We start from the raw sequence: 6,000 nt of genomic DNA on the forward strand, positions 1-6,000 counted from the left end.
TGGGAGACCCAATTTATAAGCTGTTATTAGGGAATAAATACAATTTAAGGCTTATAAATTACCGGTTAATTTTTGAATAAAACTTTGCGCGTTATGCTCAACAAAAAATAAAAACGCCTGCATTGCAGGTGTTAAATATTTGGTTTGAGGATAAACAACCGACCAGTTGTGATTGAGCGGAAAAGTATCTACATTAACAATTTTAAGCTTGCCTAATTCAAGCTCCAGCAAAACACTTAGTTTGGGTAAAACTGCTACCCCTAACCCTGCAATAACCGCATGTTTTATCGCCTCATTTGAGCCTAGCTCCATTGCCGGTGCTACTTTTAGGCGGTGTTGCTGGCAGTGTTTTTCAAGTGCGAGGCGGCTACCAGAACCGGGTTCGCGCACCAATAATTGGCTATTTAAAAAGTCAGTCGCAGTCACTTTTTTGTAGGCAAATAATGCATGCTCAGCAGGCGCAACGGGAACTAACTCATTGTCTAAAAAAGGCAGTGCGGTAAACGGTTTATCGTTTGGCACCATCCCCATAATCACTAAATCGTCACTGTTACTGGCTAAACGCTGTAATGCGGTTGCGCGGTTAACCACGGTGACACTTAATGCAATTTGTGGATATAAATCACGAAACTCACGTAACAAATGCGGCACAACATATTGTGCTGTGCTGACTGCGAGTAATTTTAACTCGCCCGCGACTTGACCTTTTAACGCAGCAAAATCACTTTGTAATAATTTTAATTCTGAAAATATCGAATCGACACTTTGTGCAAGGCGTTTACCGGCAGAGGTACAAAATAAACGCCGTCCTACGTATTCAAATAATGGTTGTCCTAAAGCTTGTTCTAACTGGCGAATTTGGCTGCTGACCGCAGGTTGAGTTAAGCCCAATAAATCACCGGCTTTGGTGTAACTTTGCAGTTTAAATACCGCATGAAAAACCTGTAACTGACGAAAAGTTAATCTTGAAATAATGTTTTGAATACTCAGAGGCATAGCTGTCATAAATTGGTTATGTATAAGGTATAGGTTATACATAACCTATAAAACATCAATTTTTATTTATTTATTCGATCTTTTAGTATTTGCGTCATTGCGATTTGCCATGAATCATGGAGGAGAACACCATGCTCAAAAAAATACTGATTGCCAACCGCGGCGAAATTGCCGTACGTATCGTGCGTGCATGTGCCGAGCTAAATATTCGCTCGGTTGCTATTTATACCGAACCTGACCGATATGGTTTGCATGTAAAGCGGGCTGACGAATCTTATTCGTTGGGGGATGATCCGTTAGCGGGTTATCTTGATCCGTTACGTATTGTTAATTTAGCTTTAGAAACCGGTTGTGATGCAATTCACCCGGGTTATGGTTTTTTATCTGAAAATGCTGAATTTGCCCGTATTTGTGAACAAAAAGGGATTACTTTTATTGGCCCAAGTTCACAAGTGATTCACCGGATGGGTGATAAAACACAGGCGCGTGATGCCATGCGTGAAGCTGGTGTACCTATTACACCGGGTTCTGAGGGTAACTTACAGGATTTAGATGAAGCAATCGCACTCGCCGAGCAAATTGGTTATCCGGTGATGATTAAAGCGACATCGGGTGGTGGTGGCCGTGGTATTCGCCGCTGCGATTCTAAACAAGAGTTAACTCAGCAATATCCAAGAGTGATTTCCGAAGCAACTAAAGCATTTGGTAGCGCGGAAGTCTTTTTAGAAAAATGCATTGTGAATCCGCGCCATATCGAAGTACAAATTTTAGCGGACGATGAAGGCAATGTGATCCATTTATTTGAGCGTGATTGTTCAATTCAGCGCCGTAATCAAAAATTAATTGAGATTGCGCCAAGCCCGCAGTTAACCGATGATTTACGCGAGCATATTGGTTCGCTGGCGGTTAAAGCTGCGCAGGCAGTTGGTTATAAAAACGCAGGGACAGTTGAGTTTTTATTAAGTGGCAACGAGGTGTATTTTATGGAAATGAATACCCGCGTGCAGGTTGAACATACAATTACCGAGCAAATTACCGGAGTGGATATTGTGCGCGAACAAATCCGCGTTGCGTCCGGTTTAGCGCTGAGCCATCGTCAGGAAGACATTAGTTATCGCGGTTATGCTTTGCAATTTAGAATTAATGCCGAAGATCCTAAAAATGACTTTTTACCTAGTTTTGGCCGGATCTCTCATTATTATGCGCCGGGTGGACCGGGCGTTAGGGTAGATACCGCCATTTATACTGGATATGAAATTCCGCCTTTTTATGACTCCATGTGTTTAAAACTGATTGTATGGGCACTCAGTTGGGAAGAGGTGATTGCACGTGGTCAACGTGCTTTAGATGATATGCGTTTGCATGGCATTAAAACTACAGCCACTTACTACAAACAAATTTTGCAGCACCCGGATTTTCAAAAAGGTGATTTTGATACCAGCTTTGTGCCTGACAATATGCAATTACTGCAATATTCAGATAAACGCCACCCGAGCGAAGTTGCACTGGCAATAGCGGCTGCAATTGCAGCTTATTCTGCGGCTTAGTAATTAACGGCTTAACTAAGATTTTTACCTTAGCGCCAGCGTTAGGGATGAGAGGATAACAACATGACTCAAGCGAAAAAAATTGAAATAACAGATGTAATTTTACGAGATGCTCACCAATCATTAATTGCAACCCGCATGCGTACCGAAGATATGCTGCCGATTTGCGAGAAATTAGACAAAGTGGGCTATTGGTCTTTAGAAGTGTGGGGCGGTGCGACTTTTGATGCTTGTGTGCGGTTTTTAAAAGAAGACCCATGGGAAAGATTACGTCAATTACGCGCAGCTTTACCTAATACCCGTTTGCAAATGTTATTACGTGGCCAAAACTTATTAGGTTATCGCCATTATGCCGACGATGTTGTAAAAGCATTTGTTGCTAAAAGTGCCGAAAACGGTATTGATGTATTCCGAGTTTTTGATGCACTTAATGATATTCGTAACATTGAAACCGCAATGAAAGCGGTAAAAGATGCCGGAAAACATGCACAAGGCACATTATGTTATACAACCAGCCCAGTGCATACACCTGAGCTATTTGTTGAGCAGGCTTTAAAAATGCGAGATATGGGTGCAGATTCAATCGCAATTAAAGATATGGCCGGTTTATTAACGCCGTTTGCGACGTTTGATTTAGTCAGCGCATTAAAAGCAGAGCTGGATTTACCCATTGTTTTACATAGCCATGCAACGGCCGGTTTAGCTGAAATGTGTCAGTTAAAAGCTGTTGAAGCTGGTGCTGATCGCATTGATACCGCTATATCGTCTTTTGCCAGTGGTACCAGCCATCCGGCAACCGAAGCCCAAGTCGCCGCGCTTAAAAATACCCCATTTGATACCGAACTGGATTTAGAACTATTAGCTGAAATTGCAGAATATTTTCGTGGTATTCGTAAAAAATATCATCAATTTGAAAGCGAATTTACCCGTGAGGATGTTTCGGTGCAGATTAATCAAGTACCGGGTGGGATGATGTCTAATCTGGCGAATCAGTTAAAAGAGCAAAATGCGATTGATAAAATTCAGGACGTATTTGCTGAAATTCCACGAGTACGTAAAGATTTAGGCTATCCGCCACTGGTCACCCCAACTTCACAAATTGTCGGTACACAGGCGGTTTATAATGTATTGTCTGGCAAACGCTACCAAACCATTACCAATGAAGTTAAACGATATTTACAGGGCGGTTATGGCGCAGCGCCAGCGCAGGTAAATGCCGAGCTGCAAAAGCAAGCCATTGGTAACGAGCCGGTGGAGCATAATCGTCCGGCGGATTCACTAAAACCTGAACTGGATAAATTACGTAAAGAAATTGGTGCGTTAGCTAAAACTGAAGAAGACGTATTAACGTTTGCTATGTTCCCAGATTTAGGCCGCGACTTTTTACAACAAAGAGCGGATGGCACATTAAAACCAGAAGCTTTATTACCGGCAGAAGCTGGTCAAGGTGCTAAATTGGGTAAAGTGGGTGCATCTGAATTTAAAATTACAGTGCATGGCGAAACTTACGATATTGCGGTAACCGGAATTGGTGAAAGTGGCGCGGATAAACGTAAAATTTATTTATCTTTGGATGGTATGCCGGAAGAAGTGGTATTTGAACCGTTAAATGAATTAGTTGCCGATGGCAGCGCTAAAGGCCGTAAACGAGTTAGCTCACCGGGCCATATAACGACCACAATGCCGGGCAATGTGGTTGATATTTTGGTGAAAGAGGGCGATACCGTGACGGCTGGGCAAGCAGTGTTGGTTGCCGAAGCGATGAAAATGGAAACTGAGATCCACACCAGTATTGCCGGTACAGTTAAAGCGGTTTATGTTGCCAAAGGTGACAGAGTGACACCGGGCGATGTATTAATTGAAGTAGCGGAATAATACACCTGAGTCGCATATCAGAAATTTACTTCAATATTTCTGATATGCAACTCAAGTTAAAAAAGCGAGTATCGTTTTCATTTTATTTTGGATGGTTAATTATTTGTAATTGACCATTTATGGCGTTCAAAGCGACAGGCAAAAAACGGGCTAAAGCCCGATCTACAATATTTTATAGAAACGGTGCCTGTTTACTTTGGTTAATCAAATCTGATAGTTGCTATATAGAGCTGCATACCAAGCCGAAATTTAAATCATATTCTCTTGTTATACCATTATATACAACACCAATGCTCTAACAAAGAAACCATATACCGATTGACGTTATAAAAGAAATGAATGCAATAACGAAAGGTAAATAATAATCAGTAAAATAAGATTCAGTAAATAAGTACCTCAAAATGCCAAGAAACTTTAACAAAAGGGATATTGGGATATTGCAATTTATATGATGTGAATAAAAATTACTTTTACTTTCGCCATAATCATTTTCTTGTTGAACTCTTGGCCATAGGCTAAATTCAGATTCTTTCATCTTGGCATGAAAATTTTTACTTTCTCTAGAAGAGCAGTTTGGCTCTGTATATAAACAATAAGGTATTTTTAGGTACCAAGGAAATTTAAATTCATTCGACTCATCCTCTACAGAATTTTTGGGTTCATCCCGACGATAAGATTGATCCTTAAAATATAATTTCACATCATTACTTCTAAATTCATGAACCCCAAGTATAGATTTATGCCTAAGGTATTTTAAATAATAGAATTTAAGATTTTTTTGAAATGACACTTTTGACGATTTTACATGGTTTTCTTCATTGAAATATTGGAAATAGCGAATAAGAAAATATAAAAATAAAAGAGAAATAAAGTAAGGAATTATCTGTGGGTTTTGAATATTTATGTTGTTACCTAAAATATTAACTTTATCAATTACCGCACCACTGGAAGAAAACAAAATCATTAAGATAGAAATGCCTAACAAATTTCTACGCTGGCGCAGTAAGCCAGGAGATAACTCACGATCTCGCGGTTTTATTGGTTTAGAATTATCCATCAACACCTACTTAAGTATAACGCCCGCCTAACACGCAATGTGTTGGCGTGCTTTTTGCGTTGTTTGCCAAAACCATGACAACGAAACATTGTCGGAGTTTAGGCGCTTGTTATGTTTGAGATTAACTCAAACGGCTGATAATTTTTGCTGCCCACTTATCAAGTAGCTTAGCTGGTGCAAAAGATAGGAACAGACCTATCAATGGAAATAATGCCGTGAAAATTGCAGCCACTATTTTGTCTGTTTGGTCTTTAGTTGGAACACCATTGATTTCAATTGAAGCATTGGGATCTAACGCGGCTTGAGTAAAAACAAATACCAAAATACTACCAATAAGTATCAATGTACCGCCTGCTAGACGACTTAATCCTACAACAATATCTACTTTTTTCTTTAAATCTTCGTCCATACCTGACTCAAACACAACAGTTTAATCATCAGAAGTGTGTATAGAACTTTTCAACATTGAGTCTAACAACACCATTCCAATAAGCTTTAAATTAATAATTTCATAAACTTAAGCCT

The 6,000-nt window shown here is 40.0% G+C and carries 5 protein-coding genes; 2 read left to right on the forward strand and 3 right to left on the reverse strand.

Annotated features, from left to right (window positions below):
- Nucleotides 1–51: 51 nt before the first annotated feature.
- Entirely contained in the window at nucleotides 52–1,005 is a 954-nt protein-coding gene (locus N7931_RS15445) for a LysR family transcriptional regulator (RefSeq protein WP_262795249.1), read from the reverse strand.
- A 122-nt stretch (nucleotides 1,006–1,127) separates the two neighbouring features.
- Between N7931_RS15445 and N7931_RS15450 the strand changes: the two genes are divergently transcribed.
- Nucleotides 1,128–2,543 carry an acetyl-CoA carboxylase biotin carboxylase subunit gene (locus N7931_RS15450; protein ID WP_262795250.1) on the forward strand — a complete coding sequence of 472 codons (1,416 nt, stop codon included), beginning with the start codon at nucleotides 1,128–1,130 and terminating at the stop codon, nucleotides 2,541–2,543.
- A 63-nt stretch (nucleotides 2,544–2,606) separates the two neighbouring features.
- Nucleotides 2,607–4,418, forward strand: coding sequence for a sodium-extruding oxaloacetate decarboxylase subunit alpha (oadA, locus tag N7931_RS15455; RefSeq protein ID WP_262795251.1), 1,812 nt, complete (start codon nucleotides 2,607–2,609; stop codon nucleotides 4,416–4,418).
- A 295-nt stretch (nucleotides 4,419–4,713) separates the two neighbouring features.
- Here the strand turns inward: oadA and N7931_RS15460 are convergent, their stop codons facing one another.
- Together N7931_RS15460 and N7931_RS15465 are read right to left on the reverse strand one after the other, a co-directional pair.
- The gene (locus N7931_RS15460; protein ID WP_262795252.1) at nucleotides 4,714–5,475 is read right to left on the reverse strand and encodes a hypothetical protein; all 762 of its coding nucleotides are present in this window, start codon (nucleotides 5,473–5,475) and stop codon (nucleotides 4,714–4,716) included.
- A gap of 121 nt (nucleotides 5,476–5,596) precedes the next feature.
- Entirely contained in the window at nucleotides 5,597–5,884 is a 288-nt protein-coding gene (locus N7931_RS15465; RefSeq protein WP_262795253.1) for a hypothetical protein, read from the reverse strand.
- Nucleotides 5,885–6,000: the final 116 nt, after the last annotated feature.

The organism is Catenovulum sp. 2E275 (assembly GCF_025515275.1).
In the GTDB taxonomy this organism is placed as follows: Bacteria; Pseudomonadota; Gammaproteobacteria; order Enterobacterales; family Alteromonadaceae; genus Catenovulum.